The following is a 23,130-nucleotide window of genomic DNA, read 5'->3' on the forward strand; positions in this document are numbered from 1 at the left end:
TTCTCAAGGACCAGACGCACCGAGCTTCTTCTCCTGGTGAGGAATGCCTGCTCGGGCAACTTCGGTACTGTACCACTACTTCAGTGGCGGTCGATTCGACCGGCTTCATTGGAGTGGGTGGTCCCGCTTGAGGTCGGCTCTGCTGGACTGCATCATCCGGAACATCTGCTCCGTGTGACCGTCTCGGCTTCTCCGCCGCACCTTTGGGGTGACGAGTAAGAACTCTACGTGCGATCCCGGGATCGGGCAAACCGAGCGCGCACGACGGCGTGTCGCCCGGAACGACGGGGCACAGGTGTCGTGGAACGACGACGGGCCCGCCATCCAGGTGGATGACGGGCCCGTTCGGACGCCGGGTGGCCGCGGTTCAGTGTCGTGCGATGACGGGGTTCTTCAGCGTGCCGATCCCCGAGATGGTGACCTCGACGACCTCGCCGTCGCGGATCTCGCCGACGCCGGCGGGGGTCCCGGTCAGGATCACGTCACCGGGCAGCAGGGTCCAGATCGACGACACGAACTCGACGAGCGACGGGATGTCGTGCACCATCTCGTTCGTGGAGGCCACCTGACGCAGGTCGCCGTCCACGCGGGTCTCGAGGCGGATGTCCGACGGGTCGATCTCGGTCTCGATCACCGGGCCGAGCGGGCAGAACGTGTCGAAGCCCTTCGCCCGGGCCCACTGGCCGTCGCGGGCCTGCAGGTCACGAGCGGTCACGTCGTTGGCGATCGTGTACCCGAGGATGACGCTCGCGAAGTCCTCGCGCTTGACGTTCTTGGCGAGGGACCCGATCACGATGGCGAGTTCGCCCTCGTGGTCGACTCGGCCGACGCCCTCGGGCAGACGGATCGGGTCGTCGGGTCCGACCACCGAGGTGTTCGGCTTGAGGAACACCACGGGGTCGTCCCCCGACACGTCGTCCATCTCCGCTGCGTGCTCGGCGTAGTTGAGCCCGACGCCGATCACCTTCGACCGCGGGATGACGGGCGCCAGGAGCTTCGCCTCGGACAGCGGCACCCGCTCCCCCGTGGTCTCGAAGCCCTGGTACATCGGGTCCCCCGCGAGCACGACCAGAGCGCGCTCGTCGAGGATGCCGTACCGCGGGTCTTCACCCTTGCTGCTGAACCGTGCGATCTTCACCGTTCGACCCTACCGACGACCGGGGCGCGATCAGGACGCGTCGGTCAGCTTGGTCATCCACCCGTGCGGGTCGGGACGACGGCCGGACTGGATGTCGGTGAGCTCCTGGCGCAGGGACATCGTCAGTTCGCCGGCGCCCTCGGTCGGGGAACCGATCGTGAAGCCCTCGCCACGGAGTTCGGCGATCGGGGTGACCACCGCTGCGGTCCCACACGCGAAGGCCTCGGTGATGGACCCGTCGGCCACACCGTCGCGCCACTCGTCGAGCGTGACCCGCCGCTTCTCCACACGCAGGCCGCGGTCCTCGGCGAGCTGCAGGATCGAGTCGCGCGTGATGCCCTCGAGGATGGAGTCGGAGTCCGGGGTGACGAGTGTGCCGTCGGCCTTCACCAGCACGACGTTCATGCCGCCGAGCTCCTCCAGGTACCGGCCCTCTTCCGAGTCCAGGAACATCACCTGCTGACACCCGTGCTCGTAGGCCTCTTGCTGCGGCAACAGGGACGCTGCGTAGTTGCCCCCTGTCTTCGCGGCGCCGGTCCCACCGCGGCCGGCTCGGGCGTAGGTCGTGGACAGCCAGATCGACACGGGCTTCGGTCCCGAGGTGAAGTAGGCGCCGGCGGGGCTGGCGATGCAGTGGTACGCGACCGCCTGCGCGGCTCGGACACCGAGGAAGGACTCCGTCGCGATCATGAACGGCCGGAGGTACAGGCTGGTCTCGGGCGCGGACGGGACCCAGTCGACGTCGGTCTGCACGAGCTGTCGGATCGACTCGACGAACACCTCGGTGGGGAGCTCCGGCAGTGCCAGGCGTCGGGCGGACCGCTGGAACCGCGCGGCGTTCGCCTCGGGCCGGAAGGTCCAGACGGACCCGTCGGCGTGGCGGTAGGCCTTGAGCCCCTCGAAGATCTCCTGCGCGTAGTGCAGCACGCTGGCGCTCGGGTCGAGCGAGAGCGGACCGTAGGGGTGGATCGAGGCGTCGTGCCAGCCGGCGTCCACGGTCCACTCGACGGTGGCCATGTGGTCGGTGAAGTGCTTGCCGAACCCCGGGTCGGCGAGGATGACCTCGCGCTCGGCCTCGGCGCGGCGCTCGGGGGACGGCGTGGTCGCGAAGTCCAGTCCGAACACGGGTCCGGCGGTGTCGGTGCTCATCGGGTGGCTCCTTCTGCAGCGGTGGTGGTGCGCGCAGTCGCCGCGGCGGCGATCGCGTCGCCGATCTCGGTCGTGCTGCGCTGCGTGGTGCCCCGGTCGGCGAGGTCCGCTTCGACGGCCTGGGTCACCGCGATAGCCAGGTCAGGACGACCGATGTGGTCGAGGAGCAGGGCGACGGAGAGGACGGCGGCGGTCGGGTCGGCCAGCTGCTGGCCCGCGATGTCCGGCGCGGATCCGTGCACCGGCTCGAACATGCTGGGGAAGGTGCCGTCCGGGTTGATGTTGCCCGAGGCCGCGAGACCGATGCCGCCGCTGATCGCCCCGGCGAGGTCGGTGATGATGTCACCGAAGAGGTTGTCGGTCACGATGACGTCGAACCGAGCAGGCTCGCGGACCATGTGGATGGTGACCGCGTCGACGTGCTGGTAGTCCACCGTGACGTCGGGGAACTCCTGCCCCACTGCCGCCACCGTGCGCTGCCAGAGTGCGCCGGCGTTGACGAGCACGTTGCTCTTGTGCACGAGCGTCAGGTGCTTCCGCGGTCGACGCTGCGCCAGGTCGAACGCGTACCGCACGGTCCGCTCGACTCCGTGCGCCGTGTTGATGGAGACCTCGGTCGCGATCTCGTGCGGCGTGCCGACACGGATGGCACCGCCGTTGCCGACGTAGGGCCCCTCGGTGCCCTCACGCACCACGACGAAGTCGACGTCGCCGGGTGTGGCGAGTGGCGTCACCACGGAGTCGTAGACCTTGGTCGGACGGAGGTTGACGTAGTGGTCGAACGCGAACCGCAGCTTGAGCAGCAACCCGCGCTCGATGATGCCGCCCGCCAGACGCGGGTCTCGCGGGTCGCCCCCGACGGCACCCAGCAGGATCGCGTCGTGGGACGCCACCGCCGCCAGGTCCTCGTCGGTCAGGATCTCGCCGGTCTCGAGGTACCGGGTCGCCCCGAGGGAGAACGGCGTCTCCTCGATGACGAGGTCGGCCGGGGTGACGGCGCGCAGGACCTTGAGGGCCTGGTCCACGACCTCTGGTCCGATGCCGTCACCGCGGATCACGGCCAGGCGGAGCGTCTGCGTCTCGGTCATGCGGGGAGCCCTTCGGGTCTGGTGTCTCAGAGCGTGATGTCGATCTCGCGGAGCGAGGCGGCGTCGATCGTCGAGCGGACGTGCTCGAGGATCTCGGTCGGCACCGGCGAGTCGACGGTCAGGACGCTGAGGGCCTGTCCGCCGGCGGCCTGACGGGCGATCTGCATGGCGGCGATGTTGATGCCGGCCTCGCCGAACTCCTTGCCGTAGACCGCGACGATGCCCGGGCGGTCCGTGTAGACCATGACGACGTGGTGCGCGTCGAGGGCGACCTCGACGTCGTAGCCGTTGATCTCGACGAGCTTCTCGACCTGCTTGGGGCCGGTGAGCGTGCCGGAGACGCTGATCGCCGGGCCGTCGGACTGCGCGCCACGGATCGTCAGGACGTTGCGGTACTCGGGGCTGTCCGCGTCGGTGATGAGCCGTACGCTCACCCCGCGCTGCTCCGCGATGAGCGGGGCGTTGACGTAGGAGACCTGGTCGCTGACGACGTCGGTGAAGACGCCCTTGAGCGCCGCGAGCTTGAGGACACTGACGTCGAACTGCGCCAGTTCGCCGTGGACCTCGACGTCGATGCTGGTGACCGGCGACGTGGCGAGGGCGGTGAACACCTGCCCGAGCTTCTCCATCAGCGGGATGCCGGGACGCACGTACGGGTCGATGACGCCACCGGCGACGTTGACGGCGTCGGGGACGAGTTCGCCGCCGAGGGCGAGGCGGACCGACTTGGCGACCGAGACGCCTGCCTTCTCCTGCGCTTCGTCGGTGGAGGCACCGAGGTGCGGGGTCACGACCACGTTCGGCAGCGCCACGAGCGGCGAGTCGGTCGGCGGCTCGGACACGAAGACGTCGAGTCCGGCGCCGGCGATCGTGCCGGCGGTGAGTGCCCGGTGCAGGGCGGCCTCGTCGATCAGGCCGCCGCGGGCGACGTTGACGACGAAGGCCGTCGGCTTCATGAGCGCGAACTGCTCGTCCGAGATCATGCCGAGGGTCTCGGGCGTCTTCGGCATGTGGATCGTCACGAAGTCCGACCGACGCAGCAGGTCGTCGAGGGAGACGAGCTCGACCCCGAGCTGCTGCGCGCGGGCGGTGGTGACGTACGGGTCGTAGGCGATGACGGACACGCCGAACGCCTGCAGGCGCTGCGTGATGAGCGCACCGATGCGGCCGAGGCCGATGATGCCGACCGTCTTCTCGTAGAGCTCGACGCCGGTGTACGCCGAGCGCTTCCACGCACCGGCGGCCAGCGAGGCGTGCGCGGCCGGGATGTGGCGCGCCAGCGAGAGGATGTGGCCGACCGTCAGCTCGGCGGCGGAGATGATGTTCGACGTCGGCGCGTTGACGACCATGACGCCGGCGGTGGTGGCCGCCTTGATGTCGACGTTGTCGAGGCCGACGCCGGCGCGGGCGATGACCTTGAGGCCGGGCGCGGCGGCGATCGCCTCGGCGTCGACCTTGGTGGCGGACCGCACCAGGATGGCGTGCGCGTCGGCGAGGGAGGCCAGGAGTGCGGGGCGGTCGGTGCCGTCCACGTTCCGGATCTCGAAGTCGGGCCCGAGGGCGTCGACTGTGGCGGGCGAGAGTTCTTCGGCGATCAGGACGACCGGCTTCGGCACAGCTGCTGTTTCCTCACACGAGACGGGCGGTGTCCGACCATCGTATCGACGCGATCGACGCGTTACGACCGATGTCGCGGGCCTGTGGAGACCCGAGGACAACGGGAGGCCCGTGGCGGGGTCGCCACGGGCCTCCTGTCTGGTGCCTGGTGCGTCAGGAACCGATGCGGAGCGTCGAGGACACGTACTGCAGCAGCGTGAACCACAGCGCCGAGACCGCGCAGAGCGCGGCGACGAACACCACGACCGTGCGCACCAGGTCCATCCGACGCGACACGAACCAGGCGACGACGAAGCCGGCCGGTGCGATGAGGACGTCGAGGACGAGCACGGGCCAGGGCGTCGCGGTCTCGAGGCCGGTGCCACCGTTCTTGCGGACGAACTCGTTGAAGGCCGCGACCGACTGCGAGACGCCGACCAGGTTGCCGACCGCCTGCCAGGTGACGTACGCCAGGCACAGCGCGGCGACGACCCACACGACGAGCTTGCCGGTGGTGACGGTGCGCGGCCGTTCGGCGACGGCGCTCACCCGAAGCTCCTGGTCATGATGAAGGGCCAGGGGATCAGCACGACCGCCCCGACGAGCAGCCAGGTGAACCGTGTCCGGTTGCGGCTGCCCTGCCCGAGCCAGAGTGTCGCGGCGAACCAGAACGCCGGGGCCATGATCGCCAGCACGCGCATGACTTCCGACGCCATGCCCATGACGCCGGTCCCGGTGATGGTCAGCAGGCTCGCGCTGACGAGCCAGGCGACCGTGTAGAGCAGGTAGACGCCACCGAAGACGCCCGTGCCGACGAGCGCACCGGACCCGAGTGGCGCTTCGGCGTCGGGTGCGGGGCGGGACTTCGTGCGGATCGCGTTGTGGGCTGCGTCGACGTGGGTGGCGTCGTCGGCGTCGTCCCAGGAGAGCGCGGCGTCGTCGTCGTGGTCGACGGCGCCGTCCGGCGGGGACGCTGCGCCGCCGTCGTGTGCGGGAGGTGCCGGGGTCATGCCGTCGATTCTACGAGGCCCGCCCGACTCCGGACGACCCGAGCACCGAGCGGCTCCGGCCGGTCAGACGTCCGCGGCCTGGTGCTGCAGGACCTCGGCGACGACGTCGCGAACGGCCGGGAACAGCGGGTGGCTCTCCATGAGTCCGGTCAGGATCTCGGTGAGCGCGTGCGCGGTGGCACCGGAGCGCAGGAGCGCGTGCAGCTCGACCGACTCGGGGTCGTCCTGGTCGTCGAAGGCGAGCGCGACGCGGACCGCGCCGAGCAGGTGGTCAACGGGCACCCCCCGCTCGGCGAGCTGCGCGGCGGGGCCGACGAACCGCTCGCGGCGGCCGAGCTTGCGGAGCGGGTTGCGGCCGACGCGGACGGTGGTGTCCGGCAGGTGCGGGTTCGCGATGCGCGACAGGTTGGCGGCGACGTACCGGGCGTGCTCGGTGCGGTCGAAGCCGTGCTTGGCGACCAGGAGCTCGGTGGTCTCGGCGAGCACACCGTCGACCTCGGCGCGGACGTCGTGGTCCTCGAGGGCTTCGCGGATGAGTCGGATCCCCCGCACGGTGCCGTGGTAGGCGGCCGTCGCGTGCGCGGTGTTCACGGTGTAGAGCTTGCGTTCGACGAAGGGCTGCAGGTCGTCGACCCACGTGACGCCCTCGATCGCGGGCGGCTCGGCGTCGGAGTCGGCGAAGGGCGTCCGCTCGATGACCCACTCGTAGAAGGGCTCGAGGACGACGTCGAGTCCCCCGGACTGACCGAGGACGCCGGACTGGTCGGGCACGATGCGGTCGATGGCGCAGTTCGCGAACACCGCGGCGATGTCCCGGTCCTCGAGGATCGGCGCACGGCGGATGCTGGCGTGCAGGGAGTCGGTCGCGTTGAACGCGTTCTCGCACGCGACGATCGTGACGTCGCCGCGGTCGGTCCCGCGTGCGGCGAGGCCCTCGGCGATGACCGGGGCGACGAGCGGCAGTGTGCGGGCACCGACGGCGGTGGTGACGACGTCCGCAGCGGCGATGGCCTGCACCACACGCTCGCGGTCGGTCTTGCTGTTGAGCGCACGGAAGCCGTGGACCAGGTGCTCGACCGGCATCTCGCCGACCTCGTGCACAACGAAGCGACCGGCTTCGTTGAGGGCCGAGACGACGCGGTCGTCGACGTCGACGAAGGTCAGCTCGTAGCCGCTCGCGACGAGGAACTGGCCCACGAACCCGCGCCCGATCTTGCCGGCGCCGATGTGGACCGCTCGTTTCGTCACCGCCATCCGACGATCATCCCATGCTGATCGGTCGTCACGTGACGGGTGAGCGAGGTGCGCGCACGCGGGGCGCTGGGGGTGGTGGAGAGCTGCTGCATACCGTTCGGGTCACATCGAGAGGCGGCGGTGCACAGGTGCACACCGCCGCCTCGTCATCGAGTGGTCTCGGGAAGACTACCGCGCGGCGGAACCGTCGACGTAGTCCGAGTCCGCCTGCTTCCACGCGAACAGCGCGCGGAGCTCGCGGCCGGTGGCCTCGATCGGGTGGCCCTCGCCCTTCTCGCGCAGGGCGGTGAACTCCGGCGCGCCGGCGTCCTGGTCATCGATGAAGCGCTTCGCGAAGGCACCGTTCTGGATGTCCGCCAGCACGGCCTTCATGTTCTCCTTGACCTCGGGCGAGATCACACGCGGGCCGGAGACGTAGTCACCGAACTCGGCCGTGTCGGAGATCGACCAGCGCTGCTTGGTGAGGCCGCCCTCCCAGATCAGGTCGACGATGAGCTTGAGCTCGTGCAGGACCTCGAAGTAGGCGATCTGCGGCTGGTAGCCGGCTTCCACCAGGGTCTCGAAGCCGTACTGGATGAGCTGCGAGGTGCCACCGCACAGGACGGCCTGTTCGCCGAACAGGTCGGTCTCGGTCTCCTCGGTGAACGTCGTCTTGATGCCGCCGGAACGCAGGCCGCCGATGGCCTTGGAGTACGACCACGCCAGGTCCCAGGCGCTGCCCGAGGCGTCGACCTCGACCGCGACGATCACGGGGACGCCACGGCCGGCCTCGTACTCGCGGCGCACGGTGTGGCCCGGGCCCTTCGGCGCGACGAGCGACACGTCGACGCCCTCGGGCGCCTGGATGTAGCCGAAGCGGATGTTGAAGCCGTGGCCGAAGACCAGGGTCGCGCCCGGCTGCAGGTTCGGCTCGATGTCGTCCTTGTAGACGATGCGCTGGACCTGGTCGGGCGCCAGGATCACGACGACGTCGGCCCACTTCGTGACCTCGGCCGGGGTCAGGACCTCGAAGCCGGCCTCTTCGGCCTTCTGGCGGCTCTTCGAGCCCTCCTTGAGGCCGATCTTGACCTCGACGCCGGAGTCGCGGAGGTTGAGGGCGTGGGCGTGGCCCTGCGAGCCGTAGCCGATGACGGCGACCTTCTTGCCCTGGATGAGCGTCAGGTCGGCGTCGGCGTCGTACACGATGTCAGTCACGGTGCGTGGTCTCCTTGTTGGTGGTTCGTTCGGGGCCGGGGCGCTCAGCGCACCCGGTCGGTGATGCTCTTCGGTCCGCGGCCCATGCCGAGGAGCCCGGCGCGTGCCAGCTCCTTGATGCCGTAGGGCTCGAGCACGCGGAGGATCGCCTGGATCTTGCCGGGGTCACCGGTCACCTCGACGATGAGCGAGTCGTTCGCGACGTCGACGACCTGGGCCCGGAACAGGTTCACTGCCTCGAGCACGGCCGAACGGGTCTGGTTGTCGACCCGGACCTTCACGAGCATGTGCTCGCGCTGGACCGACTGCGAGAAGTCGAGTTCGACGATCTTGATGACGTTGACGAGCTTGTTGAGCTGCTTGGTCACCTGTTCCAGCGGGAGGTCCTCGACGTCGACGACGACCGTGATCCGGGACAGCCCCGGGACCTCGGTGTTGCCGACGGCGAGCGACTCGATGTTGAAGCCGCGTCGGGCGAAGAGCCCGGCGACGCGGGTCAACAGGCCCGGCTTGTCCTCCACCAGGAGGGAGAGGACGTGGCTCATGCGGGCTCCCCGGTCATGTCGGCGTCCTCGTCGTCCCAGGTCGGGGCGAGGTCGCGGGCGTACTGGATCGACGAGTTGCCGATCCCCTGCGGCACCATCGGCCACACCATCGAGTCACGGCTGACGACGAAGTCGATGACGACCGGACGGTCGTTCGTGTCGAGCGCGAGCTGGATGGCGGCGTCCACTTCCTCCGGCTTCTCGACGCGGATGCCGAGCGCACCGTAGGCGTCGGCGAGCTTGACGAAGTCCGGGACCCGGCGGGTGCCGTGCCCGGTCTGCAGGTCGGTGAACGAGTGGCGGCCGTCGTAGAACAGCGTCTGCCACTGCCGCACCATGCCGAGCGACGAGTTGTTGATGACCGCGACCTTGATCGGGATGTCGTTGATGACGCAGGTGGCGAGTTCCTGGTTCGTCATCTGGAAGCAGCCGTCACCGTCGATCGCCCACACCACGCGGTCGGGCTGGGCGACCTTGGCCCCCATCGCGGCCGGGACCGAGTACCCCATCGTGCCGGCACCGCCGGAGTTGAGCCACGCGTTCGGACGCTCGTACTGGATGAACTGGGCCGACCACATCTGGTGCTGGCCGACGCCGGAGGCGAACACGCCCTCGGACCCGGTCATCTCGCCGATGCGCTTGATGATCGCCTGCGGGGCGAGCAGTCCGTCCGTCGGTTCGGTGTAGCCGAGCGGGAACTCGCGCTTCAGCTCGGCGAGGTGTGCCAGCCACTCGGTCGTCGAGGCGCGCTCGTCCGTCGGCACGTCGGCCCACGCCGCGGTGAGGTCGACCAGCACCTCGCGCGCGTCCCCCACGATCGGGACGTCGGCGTAGCGGATCTTCGAGATCTCGGCGGGGTCGATGTCGACGTGCACGACCTTGGCGTCCGGCGCGAAGTCGTCGACCTTGCCGGTGACGCGGTCGTCGAACCGGGCACCGAGCGCGATGATCAGGTCGCTCTCCTGCAGCCCGAGCACCGCCGGCACCGTGCCGTGCATCCCCGGCATGCCGAGGTGCTGCGGGTGCGAGTCCGGGAACGCGCCGCGGGCCATCAGCGTGGTGACGACGGGTGCGCCGGTGGCCTCGGCGAAGGCGAGGAGCTCGGCCGAGGCGCCGGAGCGGATCACACCGCCACCGACGTACAGCACCGGCTTGGCGGACTCGGCCAGCAGCTGGGCGGCCGCGGTGATCTGCTTGCCGTGCGCCTTGGTGACCGGCCGGTAGCCGGGCAGGTCGACCTTGGGCGGCCAGACGTACGGCGCGGACTTCTGCTGCGCGTCCTTGGTGATGTCGACGAGCACGGGGCCGGGGCGGCCGGTCGTGGCGATCTGGTACGCCGCCGCCAGGGTCGCCGGGACGTCCTCGGGCTTGGTGACCAGGAACGAGTGCTTCGTGATCGGCATCGTGATGCCGACGATGTCCGCCTCTTGGAAGGCGTCGGTGCCCATGAGCGTCGAGAACACCTGACCGGTGATCGCGATGAAGGGCACCGAGTCCATGTAGGCGTCGGCGATCGCGGTGACGAGGTTCGTGGCACCCGGGCCGGACGTGGCGATCGCGACGCCGACCTTGCCGGACGACGAGGCGTAGCCCTCGGCCGCGTGGCCGGCGCCCTGCTCGTGCCGGACCAGGATGTGGCGGATGGTGGTCGACGCCATGAGCTCGTCGTAGAACGGGATGATCGCGCCGCCGGGCAGGCCGAACACGTCGGTGATCCCGAGGTGCTCGAGCGAGCGGAGGACCGCGCCTGAGCCGGTCAGGACCTCGGGAGTGCGACGCGCTCCGGTGGCCGCGGACAGCGGTGTGGCTTCCGTGGGCATGAAGGGTTCCTTGCCTGGAGGGATGGCGATGGTGCGGGTGTCGGACGCTAGCCCGTGACCGCGCCCTTGGCAGCGGACTGGACGAGCTTGGCGTACTTCGCGAGGACTCCGCGGGTGTAGCGCGGGGGCAGCGGTGCCCAGCCGTCACGGCGGGACTCCAGCTCGGTCGGGTCGACCAGTAGGTCGAGCGAGCGAGCCGCGATGTCGACACGGATGCGGTCGCCATCGCGCACGAAGGCCACTGGACCTGCGTCCACTGCCTCCGGTGCGATGTGGCCGATGCACAGGCCGGTTGTGCCGCCCGAGAATCTGCCGTCGGTCAAGAGTAGTACATCCTTGCCGAGGCCAGCGCCCTTGATCGCGGCCGTGATGGCGAGCATCTCGCGCATCCCGGGGCCGCCCTTCGGACCCTCGTAGCGGATGACGACGACGTCGCCCTTCTGGATCCGGCCCTCGGTCAGGGCGTCCATCGCGGCACGCTCGCGGTCGAACACCCGCGCGGGGCCCTCGAACACCTCGGCGTCGAAGCCGGCGGTCTTCACGACGGCACCCTCGGGCGCGAAGGAGCCCTGCAGGACGGTCAGGCCGCCCGTGGCGTGGATCGGGTTGTCGAGGGTGCGGAAGACCTCACCGTCGAGCTCCGGCGGGTCGATCTCGGCGAGGTTCTCGGCGAGGGTCTTCCCCGTCACGGTCATGACGTCACCGTGCAGCAGACCGGCCCCGAGCAGCGCCTTCATCACGACAGGGATGCCGCCGTTGCGGTCGACGTCGACCATGACGTACTTGCCGAAGGGCTTCATGTCGGCCAGGTGCGGGACCTTCGAGCCGATGCGGTTGAAGTCGTCGAGGTCGAGCTCGACCTCGGCCTCGTGTGCGATCGCGAGCAGGTGCAGCACCGCGTTCGTCGAACCGCCGAGGGCCATGAGCACGGTGATCGCGTTCTCGAACGCCTCCTTGGTCAGGATCTGGCGGGCCGTGATGCCGAGGCGCAGCATGTTCACGACGGCTTCACCCGAGCGGTGGGCGTAGTAGTCGCGACGACGGTCGGCGCTGGGCGGCGCGGCCGATCCGGGGAGCGACATGCCGAGCGCCTCGGCCAGGCTCGCCATGGTGTTGGCCGTGTACATGCCGCCACAGGCGCCCTCGCCCGGGACGATCGCGCACTCGATCTCCTTGAGCTCAGCCTCGCTCATGGTGCCGGCCTTGCACGCGCCGACGCCCTCGAAGGAGTCGATGATCGTGACTTCCTTCATCGTGCCGTCGGCCTGCTTGACGTAGCCCGGCATGACCGAACCCGCGTAGAGGAAGACGCTCGCCAGGTCGAGCCGCGCGGCCGCCATGAGCATGCCCGGGAGTGACTTGTCGCACCCGGCCAGCAGCACGGTGCCGTCGAGGCGCTCGGCGTTCACGACGGTCTCGACGCTGTCCGCGATGACCTCACGCGAGACGAGGGAGAAGTGCATGCCCTCGTGGCCCATCGAGATGCCGTCCGAGACGGAGATGGTGCCGAACTGCAGCGGGTACCCGCCGCCGCCGTGGACGCCTTCCTTGGCGCCCTGGGCGAGTCGGTCCAGGCTCAAGTTGCAGGGGGTGATCTCGTTCCACGACGAGGCGATGCCGATCTGCGGCTTCTCCCAGTCCTCGTCGCCCATCCCGACGGCCCGCAGCATGCCACGCGAGGTGGTTGCTTCGATCCCGTCGGTGACGACCCGGCTGCGCGGCTTCACGTCGATGTCAGGCATGGGCAGAGTCTAGGACGGATTGGGATACCAGTGGCGCACGTCCATGCGAACGCATCGGCATGCGTCGGCGTGCGTCCACGCCGGACGGGAGGCCGTGGTCACCCCGTCAGCGCGTCGCCCGGAGGCGGGCCAGCTGCTTCAGGACGTCGGTGAGGGCCGCGGGATCGGCCACGCGGTGGCTGGCGACGGTGTCGCCCTCCCCCACCTTCACGCCGACGTCACCGTCGCGGAGCACCCGGAAGGCGTCCTCGTCGGTGACGTCATCGCCGGCGAAGAACACGGCGTCCGCGCCGCGCAGCTCGCGAAGCCGGTCGATCGCGTCGCCCTTCGTCACGTGCCGGACGGCGAACTCGACGATGTCCTTGCCGCCGCGCTCGAGCACGTCGGGGTCGGCGCCGTGGGCCGCGTGGCTCGCTGCCGCGTTCGCCTCGGCGGCGACCTCGGCGCTGACACGACGGGTGTGCACCCCGTGCCCCGCGGGCTTGTGCTCGATGACCACGCCGGGGAAGCGCTCCCCCACGGCGTCGAGCGCTACGCCGATCCGCGCCACACGGGCCTGCTCGTCCTCGGTCAGGGCGGCCTCGTCGTGGCCGTCGACCCGCCACTCGACCCCGTGGGAGCCGACGAGGGACATGTCGTCCGGGGCGTGGGTGACGCGCGCGAGGCTGTCGAGCGGGCGACCCGACACCAGCACGACCTCGGTCTGCTTCGCCCGTTGCAGGGTCAGGACCGCGGCCCAGCTGCCCGGGAGCGCACCGACCTGCGACGGGTCGTCGGCGAAGGGCGCCAGCGTGCCGTCGAAGTCGAGCGCGACGAGGAGGCTGCCGGACGCGGCGAGGGCTGCCAGGGCCGTGTCGAGCCCTGGAGCCGTGGCGTCGTCGACGTTCGTGGTCTGCTCAGGCATCACGGGCCTCCCGGGTGTCCTCCGCGGCACGCGCGGCCTGCGCGTCCTGGTCGAAGATCGACATGCTGTCGGTCTGGGCCTCACGGTGTACCTCGCGCTCGGCGCCCGACGGGTCGATGCGCGCAGCGCGCGGCGCGTGCCGGTCGAGGGCCTCGAGGAACGACCGCGACCAGCGGGCCACGTCGTTGTCGCGGACACGCTTGCGGAGCGCGCGCATGCGGGTGGAGCGCTCGCGGCGGGGCATCTGGATCGCGCGCTCGATCGAGTCCTTGAGGGCGCCGATGTCGTGTGGGTTGATGATGACCGCCTGCTTGAGTTCGTCGGCGGCACCGGCGAACTCGGAGAGGATCAGGACGCCGTCGTTGTCGAACCGGGTGGCGACGTACTCCTTGGCGACCAGGTTCATGCCGTCGCGCAGGGCCGTGACGAGCATGATGTCCGCGGCCAGGTAGAGCGCGACCATCTCCTCGCGCGGGTAGCCGTGGTGCAGGTACGAGATCGGCTGGTGCCCGATCGTGCCGAGGTCGCCGTTGAGCCGGCCGACGCTGAGCTCGATCTCGTCGCGCAGGGTCCTGTAGGTGTCGACGCGCTCGCGGCTGGGGCTCGCCACCTGGACGAGCGTGGCGTCCTCGACCTTGATGCGGCCGTCCTCGACGAGCTCGCCGAACGCCTTGATGCGGTGGCGGATGCCCTTGGTGTAGTCGAGGCGGTCCACCCCGAGCAGCACGGTCGTCGGGCTGCCGAGGCCCTCGCGGATCTCGCGTGCACGTTCCTGCACCTCGGGGCGGCGGGCGATCTCCTCGAAGCTCTCCGCGTCGATCGAGATCGGGAAGTGGCGGGCCTCGACGTGGCGCACGGTGATGCCCTTGCGGCTCCGGGGTGCGTCGGGGTCGTCGACCGGCACGTCGACCGTCGTGCCCTTGGTCGTGTAGCCCTTGATGTGTCGGACCGCGCGCAGGAAGTCGCTCGCGTCGTCGTGGCGCTGGAAGCCGATGACGTCCGCCCCGAGCAGCCCGTCGAGGATCTGCGCACGCCACGGCAGCTGGGCGTAGATGCCCACCGGGGGGAACGGGATGTGGTTGAAGAAGCCGATCGTCAGGTCCGGGCGGAGTGCACGCAGCAGGGCCGGGACGAGCTGCAGCTGGTAGTCCTGCACCCAGACGATGCCGTCCTGCTCGACGATGTCGGCGATCTGCTCGGCGAAGCGCTGGTTGACGCTCTTGTAGGCGTTCCACCAGTCGCGGTGGTAGCTCGGGTGCTCGATGACGTCGTGGTAGAGCGGCCAGAGCGTGTCGTTGCTGAAGCCCTCGTAGTAGTCCTCGACGTCGCTGGCGCTGAGGGGCACCGGCACGATGTGGATGCCGTCGTTGTCGAACGGTGCGACCTCGACGTCGGGCTGCCCGACCCAGCCGACCCAGGCGCCCTCGTTGGCGCGCATGACCGGTTCGAGCGCGGTGACCAGGCCGCCGGGCGAGTGCCGCCAGCCCTCGTTGCCGTCCTCGTCGACGACACGGTCCACCGGCAGGCGGTTCGAGGCGACGACGAAGGAGTACTTGCTGGACGAACTGGCTGGATCAGACACGACCGCAACCTACCAGCGGGACGGCACCCGGTTCCCTGCTCCTGCCCGGCTGAGCGTATGCTGTGCGTCGTGTCGGGGGGACACGGCGTGCCGGGCTGCGGTGCGCGGCCGCCCGGCCGGAGAGGAATCCGCCGTGAGCGACGTCCCGCCCGTGCCGCCCGAGTCCCCAGGTCCGTCGGGGCCACCGCCGCAGGGTCCGGCCCCGACCGCTGCTCCGCGCGAACCGGACGCGTTCGGACGACTCCCGCGGTCGATCGGCGGGCGTGACTGGCTCGCTGCGTCGATCGCGGGTGTCGGCGCCTGGGTCGCGGCGTACGTCGTCGCGGGCATCGCGCTCCTGCTGACGGTCGGCCTGGTGGCCGTCGGTGGGTCCGGTGACGCGTCGTTCGGCGGCGCCTCGCTCCCCGACGACGGTCTCGGGGGCACCTCCGGCGCGCCGGACGTGCAGAGCCTGCTCTCCGGACTCAGCGTCCTGCTCGGCGCGCCGGCCCAGCTCGTCGCCCTGGCCGACTTCGGTCGCCTGCACGTCTCCGGGTCGATCGCGCTGCTCGGCGTCTCGGGAGCGGCATCGGTCGGGGTCGTCCCCGCGCTGGTGCTGCTCGCGCAGGTCGTGCTCGCGGTCGTGCTGACCCGTCGCATCCGCAGTCGCGTGCTCGGGCTCCCCCAGGTGCTCGTGACGTCCGCGCTGACGGGCGTGGTCCTCACCGCCTGCACCACGGTCGCCGGGCTCGCGCTCGCGATCCGCTTCCCCGCGTCCGCCGGCATCGCGATCAGCGCGGTGCACGCGGTCGGCGTCGGCAGCATCGTCGGCGCGTTCGTCGTCGGTGCGCTGTCCGCCCTGATGGCACGCCCCGCGCTGCTGGTGAACGGACGGGTGTTCGTCGCGCGCGCGCTCGGGACCGCCCGCGTGGCCGTGCTGCACGTCGGCACGCTGACCGTGCTGGTGGCCGTCGTGCTCGTGCTCGTCGCCCTGGTGGCCCAGCCGGCGTGGGGCGCCGCGCTGCCGATCGTCATCGGCAACCTCGCCCTGGCACTCGTGGCGCTCGGGTTCCTCGGCAGCATCGGGTCCTCGGGCCTCGGCGGCGGCGCGCAGTCGGCGTCGGTGTTCGGCGGGACGACCGGGTGGATCTGGCTGGTCGTCCTCGTCGTGCTCGTCACCGCGGTGCTCGCCGGGCTGCTGCTCGCGGTGCGCCGGAACGACCGGGTCCGCGCGACCCTGGACTGGGTGGTGACGCCGGCCGTCTGGCTGGTCGCCGGCGTCGTCGTGTTCGCGCTCGGGACCGCGGTGGTGTCCTACAGCGCGACCGGGGCGAGCGCGGTCAGCGGGTCGGGGTCGGTCGGCATCACGCCGTGGACGCCGATCGTCTTCGCGCTCTGGGGTGCGGCGGTGGAGGTCGTGGCGCGGTACCTGGCCCCGGTGCTGCTGCCGCTCGTGGGCGGGCGCCTCGTGCTGCTCGGGTCGAAGGTCGTCGGGGCCGACCCCCGGCCCGTGGTCGCACCGACGTGGAGCGGTGCGCCGGTCGACGGACCTGCCGCCGACGTGGTCGGATCGCAGCCCCCGGTCGGCGCGGGCGATGCGCAGCCGCCGGTCGGGTGGGTCGGGTCTCAGCAGCCGGTCGGCGCGAGCGATGCGCAGGCGCCGGTGGTCGCGCACCAGCCCTTCGTCGGTCAGGGTGCGGCGAGCGCCGAACCGATGTCGCCGCGTGCCCGGAAGGTCCTGGTCCGTTCCATGGTCGCCGGCGGCGTGGTCGTCGTGGTGGTCGTCGCGGGCGCGGTGACGGCCGGGGTCCTCCGCTCGAACGTCTGGGGTCCCGCTCCGACGGTCCGCAGCTACGTCGATGCGATCGCCCGGGGTGACGCCACGGCTGCCGCCCGGATGAGCGAGGTGCCGGGTGACGCCACGATGCTCGACACCGCCGTGCTCACGAGTGCGAAGGACCGGCCGGCGGACATCCGGGTCGGTCGTGTCCGCACGAGCGGCGACACCGCGACGGCGACCGTCAGCTACACCCAGGACGGCCGCAACCGCTCCGGTTCCGTCGAGCTCCGGCGCACGGGGACGAGCTGGTTGGTCCGCGACGAGTGGCGTGTCACCACGCCCCTCGCCACGCGGGTGTCGGTGGGCGCGTCGTCCGTGCTCGAGGGCGCGCCGGTGACCATCGCCGGCAAGCGCGTCGGGAAGATCGAGAACGGGTCGTTCGCATCGCTGGCCTACCCCGGCACCTACCGCGTGCAGGTCGGCGGGTCGAAGTACTTCGTCGGTGGGACGAAGACGGTGTCCGCCGGATCGGCGGCGTCGAGCGCGTACGTCGACTTCGAACCGCAGGCGACGGAGCAGCTGACCACCGACGCGAAGCAGTGGGTGGACGACCTCATCACGACGTGCGCCGCGAAGACGGACGTCGACGCGCTCGACGGCTGCCCCTGGTACGGCCCGTACGACGCCGAGGGTCCGGTCACCTACGCGGTGAAGACGATGCCCGAACTCGAGGTCGAGGCCACCGGCTCGGGGACGGTGCAGGTGACGAGCACGTCCGACGGGGTCATCGGCTACGACTACACGTCGTTCTTCGGTGACTCCGGCCACGCCGAGGACAGGTTCGACGTGTCCGAGTACCTGAAGGTCCAGGACGGCAAGCTCGTCAGCGCCTTCTGAGTCCGTGTTCAGGTCTGCGTGCCCCGAGCGGTCCTCCGCCCGGGGTACGCAGACCGCGCTCACTAGGCTGACGCGCATGGTCAGCACGCGCTCGTGGCGGAACGGATCGGCAGCCGAGCGGGACTTCCCGGTGGAGCGGGTGTCGGACTGCATCGCGGGCGGTGACGGGTTCGTCTGGGTGGACTACACCGACCCCGCGGCCTCGGACCTGGAGCAGGTCGAGGAAGAGCTCGGCATCCACGCGCTCGCGATCGAGGACGCCGTGGAGCACGGGCAGCGGCCGAAGCTGGACCGCTACCGCGACAGCCGGTTCCTCGTCGTCTACGACGTGCAGGGCCGTGACGAGACCGGCGCACTCGTCACCCACGAGGTCAAGGCGTTCATCACCGAGCATGCTCTGGTGACGATCCACGGACCCGAGTTCGACACCCGGGCGATCGAACGCCGCCTCGACGCGAACGCCGACATGGCCGGACACGGCGTCCCCTGGTTGGTGTGGGCGCTCCTGGACGAGGTCGTCGACCACGCCACCCACGCGGTCGAGGCGATCGAGCGCGACATCGACGAGCTCGAGGACGACCTGTTCGAGCGCGGCAACCCCCGCGAGCAGCAGATCCAGCGCCGGTCCTTCGCGCTGCGGAAGGCGCTCGGGGTGCTGCGGCGACTGGTGGTCCCGACGAAGGACAGCGTCGCCTCGCTGCTGCACGGGGACGCCGAGACGATCGTCGACGGCGTGCGGCCGTACTTCCGCGACGTCGAGGACCACCTGGTCTCGATCGCGGACTCCGTGGAGCAGCTCCGTGACGCGGTGTCCAGCGTGATGGACACGAACCTCAACCTGTCCTCGAACCGGCAGAACACCGTCATGAAGAAGGTCACGAGCTGGGCGGCGATCATCGCCATCCCGACCGCGATCACGGGGTTCTTCGGGCAGAACGTGACGTTCCCGGGCGAGGGGCACTGGTACGGACTGGCCCTGTCGCTCTCGCTCATCGTCGTGTCGTCGGTGCTGCTCTACCGCGCGTTCCGGCACCGCGACTGGCTCTAGCGCGAAGGCGACCTCGCACGGTGCGGCGCGGCGAGGCGCTGGCACGGAGCGACCTCGCACGGTGCGGGCGGCCCTCGGCCCTGCGCCTACAGCCGCAGGGCGAGGACCCCGGCGACGACGGTGAGCGGGGCGACGACGCACCCGAGCGCCATGTAGCGGCCCCACGACAGGTGCACGCCCTCGGCAGCCAGTCGGGCGTGCCACAGCAGCGTCGCGAGCGAAGCCCACGGCGTGATCAGGCACCCGGCGTTCACCCCCACGAGCAGCGCCGCGTAGCGCAGGGCATCGTGCCCGGCGGCCGGCTCGAGCACCAGGTAGGCGGGCAGGTTGTCGATCGCGTTCGCCGCCACACCCCCGGCCCCGGCCAGCGCCAGCAGCGACCCCGTGCCCGACCCGCCCGGCAGTGCGTTCACGATCGGGTCGGTGATGCCCGTCGTGTGGAGGGTCTCGACGACGACGAACAGGCCGGCCGCGAAGAGCAGCGTCGACCACGGCACGCGCGAGGGTTTGAGCTCCGACGGCGCACGGAACGCGGCGACGACCACGAGCGCCAGGGCCGCCAGCACCGCGGCGATCCACACGGTGACCCCGGCGGTCAGTGCGACGACGAGCGCCACGAGCACGATCGACGCGGCGGTGAAGAACACGCGGTCGGCCGGCGGGCGCACCGAGACCGGGGTGTAGCGACCGAAGAGCTTGCCGCGGAACACGACGAGCAGCACGGCGCAGGGCACCACGACGCCGGCGAGCGCTGCCCACACCATGAGCCCCGCGAACGGCAGCGGCCCGTCGAGCCCGATCTTGTCGACGGCGAGCAGGTTCGTCAGGTTCGACACGGGCAGCAGCAGCGAGGCGGTGTTCGCGAGCCACACGGTCGTCAGCGCGAACGGCATCGGCGGCAGTCCGACGCGCCGGGCGAGGGCGATCACGATCGGGGTCAGCAGCACCGCGGTCGTGTCGATGGACAGGAACACGGTGCAGAGCACGGCGAGGACGACGACCGCACCCCAGAGACCGATCGTGCGGCCCCCGCCGATGCGCGCCGCGACGTCCGCCAGCCGGTCGAAGACACCGGCGTCCGCGGCGAGCTCGGACACGATCGTCAACCCGAGGACGAACCCGAGCACGGGCAGCACCCGGTCGGCCAGCTCGATCAGGTCGGGAACGGGCAGCAGGCCGAGCGCGACGCACACCGCGCCGACGACCAGCAGCACTGCACCGATGACGGCTTGACGCACAGCGACTCCTCGTGGGGACCTGCCGCGATCGGCGGCGCTCCAATGTAGCGACCAGTAGCGTGGGACGTGACGACGACAGGAGGAATCCGTGCGCAAGTTCTTGTTCAACGGTGCGGTGTGGAGTTCGATCATCAGCGGCTACAGCGTGCTGCAGACCACACGGCAGGGTCCGCGTGACTGGCGCCTCGCCCTGACGTGGGTTGCCTGGGTGGCGACCACGATCGTGGCGATCGGCACGGTGGTGGAGGACGACCGCGCGGTCCGCGCGCGGCAGCCCTGACCTGAGCGCTCCATCATCTGACGATGACGGACGGGAGGCCCGGTGCCAGCTGGCATCGGGCCTCCCGTCCGTCTCGGCCCGGGTCTACCGCTCGGACGGCGGGATGTGGGCCGTCTGGACCGGACCGGTGAAGAGCGCTCCGCGCTCGTCGCCGTCGCCGAAGAGCGAACTGTCCCCCTCGCTGGACCGGGTGCGGCGGCGGGTCGGGGTGGTCTCCTCGGCGAGCTGCACGCGCTGGACCGGCAACGCGTCCGGGTGGGTGCGCTGGAGCCAGTCGACCATCTCCTCGCGGACGTAGCAGCGCAGGTCGAACAGGCCACCCGCGTCCGGCGCCGTGACCAGGATGCGGACGCGCACCAGTCCCCCGACCGCGTCGGTGACCTGCAGGACCTTCGTGCGCCGGTCCCAGATCGTCGAGGTCTCGAGCACGCGGTCGAGCTCCTTCCGCATCTCGGCCGGGCTCACCCGCCAGTCCAGGTCGAACTCGACGGCGCCGAGCAGTTCGCTGTTCGTGCGCGTCCAGTTCTCGAAGGGCGTGCTCGTGAAGTACGTCGAGGGCAGCACCATCCGGCGGTCGTCCCACAGGTGCACGACGACGTAGGTCAGGGTGATCTCCTCGATCCGGCCCCACTGCGTCTCGACCACCACGACGTCGTCCACCCGGATCGACCCGGAGAACGCGAGCTGCATCCCGGCGATCACGTTGCCCAGGGTCGACTGTGCGGCGAGACCCGCGATGACGGAGATCAATCCGGCCGAGGCCAGGACACTGGCCCCGGCGGCCTCGACCCCGGGGAAGGTGAGCAGGATCGCGCCGACCCCGATGATGACGAGCACGGCCACCGTGACCCGGCGCAGGATGAGCACCTGCGTGCGGACCCGGCGGGCCACCCGGTTGTCGGGGACGTCGACGCGGTAGCGGTGCAGCCCGAGGCTCTCGAGGAACACCGCGAGCTCGCACGCCAACCACGTGCCGACGCCGAGCGTGGCCACGAGGAACCCGTGCGACACCGGGTCCCGCCAGGGGGACGCGTCGGTGTCCGGCACGCTCGTCGCGAAGGCGGTCCAGAGCGACGCCACGAGCAGCATCGTCCGGACCGGGTGCTTCGTCCGGCGGGACAGCGCGGCGGCCCAGCGTTCGCGCCGGCCGAGCCCGCGGAACACCAGGTGGAGCACGAGGGCGGCGACGGCGGTCACGAGCAGGGCGAACCCGACCGCGATCAGGAGGCGGAGGAGGATGTCCATCCCTCCATGGTGCCGGGTTCGTCCGGTCGACGGCGCAGTCTGCGGACAGCGCGCCACGCATGTAGCGTGTCGGCCATGACAGCGCAGAACGACACGGGCGTGGACCGCGCTCCAGCGAACGACTTCTCGCACGAGCAGGAGGGCTACCAGCACGGGCTGAAGCCCCGGCAGCTGCAGATGATCGCCATCGGCGGCGCGATCGGCACCGGGCTCTTCCTGGGTGCCGGTGGACGACTGCACACCGCCGGACCGGCCCTGGCGGTCGTGTACCTGATCGCCGGCGTCTTCGCGTTCTTCATCCTGCGGGCCCTGGGCGAGCTCGTGCTGCACCGCCCGTCCTCCGGGTCGTTCATCTCCTACGCGCGCGAGTTCTACGGCGAGAAGTTCGCCTACGCCGCCGGCTGGATGTACTTCCTCAACTGGGCGATGACGTCGATCGTCGACACGACCGCGGTCGCGCTCTACCTGCAGTACTGGCGCACGTTCACCGCGGCGCCGCAGTGGCTCCTGGCACTCATCGCCCTGGTGGTCGTCCTGGCGGCGAACATGGTCGCCGTCAAGGTGTTCGGCGAGCTGGAGTTCTGGTTCGCGATCATCAAGGTCGTCGCGCTGGTCGCGTTCCTCGTCGTGGCCCTGGTCTGGCTGATCTTCGCGTTCCCGGTCGAGACCGGCGGCGAAGCGGTGCGGACCGGCTTCTCGATCTGGCAGGACAACGGCGGGCTCATCCCGAACGGCCTGCTGCCCGCCGTGCTCGTCGTGCAGGGCGTCGTGTTCGCCTACGCCGCCATCGAGCTCGTCGGCACCGCGTCCGGCGAGACCCAGGACACCGAGAAGGTCATCCCACGCGCCATCAACTCCGTCGTCTTCCGGATCGCGGTCTTCTACGTCGGCTCCGTCGTCCTCCTCTCGCTGCTGCTCCCCTACACGTCGTACAAGGAGGGCGAGAGCCCCTTCGTGACGTTCTTCTCGTCGCTCGGCAACCCGCAGGTCGGCGTCATCGTCGGGTCGATCATGAACTTCGTCGTCCTGACCGCGGCGCTGTCCTCGCTCAACGCCGGGCTGTACTCGACCGGCCGTGCGCTGCACTCGATGGGCATGAACGGGTCGGCGCCGAAGTGGACCACGAAGATGACCAAGGGCGGGGTGCCGTTCGCCGGCATCCTGCTGACGGCCGGGTTCACGGTCGCCGGCGTCGCGCTCAACTACTTCGTCCCGAGCCAGGCGTTCGAGATCGCCCTGAACGTCGCCAGCCTCGGCATCATCACCGCGTGGGGCACGATCATCCTCTGCCAGATGCGGCTGCGGCAGTGGGCGAAGCAGGGCCTGGCGAAGGAGCCGACGTTCAAGCTCCCCGGCGCCCCCGTCACCTCGTGGCTGACCCTGGCGTTCCTGGTCTCGGTCCTCGTGCTCATGGCGATCGACTGGCCCGTCGGCACGCTGACGATCGCGTCGCTCGTGATCATCATCCCGCTGCTCGTGGTCGGCTGGTTCCTGCAGCGCGACCGCATCCTGCGCATCGCCCAGCTCCGCGAGGGCGTCACCGGCCCGTACCCGATCACCGGCCGCGACCCGGCGAACCAGGTCCGACGCAACACGGGCGACGAGGGCTGAGCCTGTCCGCCGAGCGCGACCCGCGCCCGG

The 23,130-nt window shown here is 70.5% G+C and carries 19 protein-coding genes; 4 read left to right on the forward strand and 15 right to left on the reverse strand.

Annotation, left to right across the window (positions count from 1 at the left end; all coding sequences use genetic code 11):
• Nucleotides 1–367 precede the first annotated feature (367 nt).
• The 13 genes from BIU90_RS05270 to otsA form a co-directional block, all read right to left on the reverse strand.
• Nucleotides 368–1,138: a fumarylacetoacetate hydrolase family protein gene (locus BIU90_RS05270; protein ID WP_071299201.1), complete on the reverse strand. Its 771-nt coding sequence runs from the start codon at nucleotides 1,136–1,138 to the stop codon at nucleotides 368–370.
• Between the two features lie 30 nt (nucleotides 1,139–1,168).
• Nucleotides 1,169–2,287, reverse strand: a complete 1,119-nt coding sequence (locus BIU90_RS05275) for a branched-chain amino acid aminotransferase (protein ID WP_071299202.1) — start codon at nucleotides 2,285–2,287, stop codon at nucleotides 1,169–1,171.
• A complete protein-coding gene (locus BIU90_RS05280) occupies nucleotides 2,284–3,375 on the reverse strand; it encodes a 3-isopropylmalate dehydrogenase (protein WP_071299203.1) in 1,092 nt (363 codons plus the stop codon). The genes BIU90_RS05275 and BIU90_RS05280 overlap by 4 nt, the downstream gene beginning before the upstream one ends.
• A gap of 26 nt (nucleotides 3,376–3,401) precedes the next feature.
• A complete protein-coding gene (serA, locus tag BIU90_RS05285) occupies nucleotides 3,402–4,991 on the reverse strand; it encodes a phosphoglycerate dehydrogenase (protein WP_071299204.1) in 1,590 nt (529 codons plus the stop codon).
• A 154-nt stretch (nucleotides 4,992–5,145) separates the two neighbouring features.
• A complete protein-coding gene (locus BIU90_RS05290) occupies nucleotides 5,146–5,520 on the reverse strand; it encodes a hypothetical protein (RefSeq protein WP_071299205.1) in 375 nt (124 codons plus the stop codon).
• Nucleotides 5,517–5,981, reverse strand: coding sequence for a hypothetical protein (locus BIU90_RS05295; protein ID WP_071299206.1), 465 nt, complete (start codon nucleotides 5,979–5,981; stop codon nucleotides 5,517–5,519). Before BIU90_RS05295 ends, BIU90_RS05290 begins: the two co-directional genes overlap by 4 nt.
• 63 nt (nucleotides 5,982–6,044) lie before the next feature.
• Nucleotides 6,045–7,235: a mannitol-1-phosphate 5-dehydrogenase gene (locus BIU90_RS05300; RefSeq protein WP_071299207.1), complete on the reverse strand. Its 1,191-nt coding sequence runs from the start codon at nucleotides 7,233–7,235 to the stop codon at nucleotides 6,045–6,047.
• A 168-nt stretch (nucleotides 7,236–7,403) separates the two neighbouring features.
• A complete protein-coding gene (gene ilvC, locus BIU90_RS05305; protein WP_071299208.1) occupies nucleotides 7,404–8,429 on the reverse strand; it encodes a ketol-acid reductoisomerase in 1,026 nt (341 codons plus the stop codon).
• Between the two features lie 44 nt (nucleotides 8,430–8,473).
• Nucleotides 8,474–8,974, reverse strand: a complete 501-nt coding sequence (gene ilvN, locus BIU90_RS05310) for an acetolactate synthase small subunit (RefSeq protein ID WP_071299209.1) — start codon at nucleotides 8,972–8,974, stop codon at nucleotides 8,474–8,476.
• A complete protein-coding gene (locus BIU90_RS05315; protein ID WP_071299210.1) occupies nucleotides 8,971–10,794 on the reverse strand; it encodes an acetolactate synthase large subunit in 1,824 nt (607 codons plus the stop codon). Before BIU90_RS05315 ends, ilvN begins: the two co-directional genes overlap by 4 nt.
• Before the next feature lie 47 nt (nucleotides 10,795–10,841).
• Nucleotides 10,842–12,536: a dihydroxy-acid dehydratase gene (ilvD, locus tag BIU90_RS05320; protein WP_071299211.1), complete on the reverse strand. Its 1,695-nt coding sequence runs from the start codon at nucleotides 12,534–12,536 to the stop codon at nucleotides 10,842–10,844.
• A 106-nt stretch (nucleotides 12,537–12,642) separates the two neighbouring features.
• Nucleotides 12,643–13,440, reverse strand: a complete 798-nt coding sequence (gene otsB, locus BIU90_RS05325; RefSeq protein ID WP_071299212.1) for a trehalose-phosphatase — start codon at nucleotides 13,438–13,440, stop codon at nucleotides 12,643–12,645.
• Nucleotides 13,433–15,022, reverse strand: coding sequence for an alpha,alpha-trehalose-phosphate synthase (UDP-forming) (gene otsA, locus BIU90_RS05330; protein WP_071299213.1), 1,590 nt, complete (start codon nucleotides 15,020–15,022; stop codon nucleotides 13,433–13,435). The genes otsB and otsA overlap by 8 nt, the downstream gene beginning before the upstream one ends.
• A gap of 133 nt (nucleotides 15,023–15,155) precedes the next feature.
• Here otsA and BIU90_RS05335 point away from each other — a divergent pair, with 133 nt between their 5' ends.
• Complete coding sequence (locus BIU90_RS05335; RefSeq protein ID WP_071299214.1) at nucleotides 15,156–17,678, forward strand: hypothetical protein; 2,523 nt, start codon at nucleotides 15,156–15,158, stop codon at nucleotides 17,676–17,678.
• 76 nt (nucleotides 17,679–17,754) lie between these two features.
• The gene (locus BIU90_RS05340) at nucleotides 17,755–18,726 is read left to right on the forward strand and encodes a magnesium transporter CorA family protein (protein WP_071299215.1); all 972 of its coding nucleotides are present in this window, start codon (nucleotides 17,755–17,757) and stop codon (nucleotides 18,724–18,726) included.
• Between the two features lie 86 nt (nucleotides 18,727–18,812).
• On the opposite strand, the gene BIU90_RS05345 is transcribed toward BIU90_RS05340, so the two are convergent.
• Entirely contained in the window at nucleotides 18,813–19,964 is a 1,152-nt protein-coding gene (locus BIU90_RS05345) for an SLC13 family permease (RefSeq protein ID WP_071299216.1), read from the reverse strand.
• Nucleotides 19,965–20,052: 88 nt separating this feature from the next.
• Between BIU90_RS05345 and BIU90_RS05350 the strand changes: the two genes are divergently transcribed.
• Entirely contained in the window at nucleotides 20,053–20,244 is a 192-nt protein-coding gene (locus BIU90_RS05350) for a hypothetical protein (protein WP_071299217.1), read from the forward strand.
• An 84-nt stretch (nucleotides 20,245–20,328) separates the two neighbouring features.
• On the opposite strand, the gene BIU90_RS05355 is transcribed toward BIU90_RS05350, so the two are convergent.
• Complete coding sequence (locus BIU90_RS05355) at nucleotides 20,329–21,489, reverse strand: mechanosensitive ion channel family protein (RefSeq protein WP_071299218.1); 1,161 nt, start codon at nucleotides 21,487–21,489, stop codon at nucleotides 20,329–20,331.
• A gap of 75 nt (nucleotides 21,490–21,564) precedes the next feature.
• On the opposite strand from BIU90_RS05355, the gene BIU90_RS05360 reads away from it, so the two are divergent.
• The gene (locus BIU90_RS05360) at nucleotides 21,565–23,100 is read left to right on the forward strand and encodes an amino acid permease (RefSeq protein WP_071299219.1); all 1,536 of its coding nucleotides are present in this window, start codon (nucleotides 21,565–21,567) and stop codon (nucleotides 23,098–23,100) included.
• Nucleotides 23,101–23,130: the final 30 nt, after the last annotated feature.

The sequence above is a fragment of the Curtobacterium sp. MCBA15_001 genome, assembly GCF_001864835.1.
Lineage (GTDB): Bacteria > Actinomycetota > Actinomycetes > Actinomycetales > Microbacteriaceae > Curtobacterium.